We start from the raw sequence: 231 nt of genomic DNA on the forward strand, positions 1-231 counted from the left end.
CAGATGCCGCACCAGATGCCACAGGTGCAGGGAGCGATGATGCCGCAGATGCCTCATATGGGTATGATGGCCGGAGTAGAAAGTCCGGATTATGATGAATCTTCTCCGTTTATGCCAATGGCTCAAATGCCATCGGATGTGATGGGCGCAGAAGATATGGGACAGCAGATGCCGCATCAAATGCCGCAGGTACAGGGAGCAATGATGCCACAGATGCCGCACCAAATGCCG

Annotated in this window: 1 pseudogene; it reads left to right on the plus strand. The window is 54.1% G+C overall.

Features of this window, described 5'->3' with window-relative positions:
• Window positions 1–231: pseudogene (locus tag CHI10_RS22050) on the plus strand (SafA/ExsA family spore coat assembly protein); the annotation flags it as partial.

This window comes from Bacillus sp. 7894-2 (assembly GCF_002272225.1).
Lineage (GTDB): Bacteria > Bacillota > Bacilli > Bacillales > Cytobacillaceae > Cytobacillus.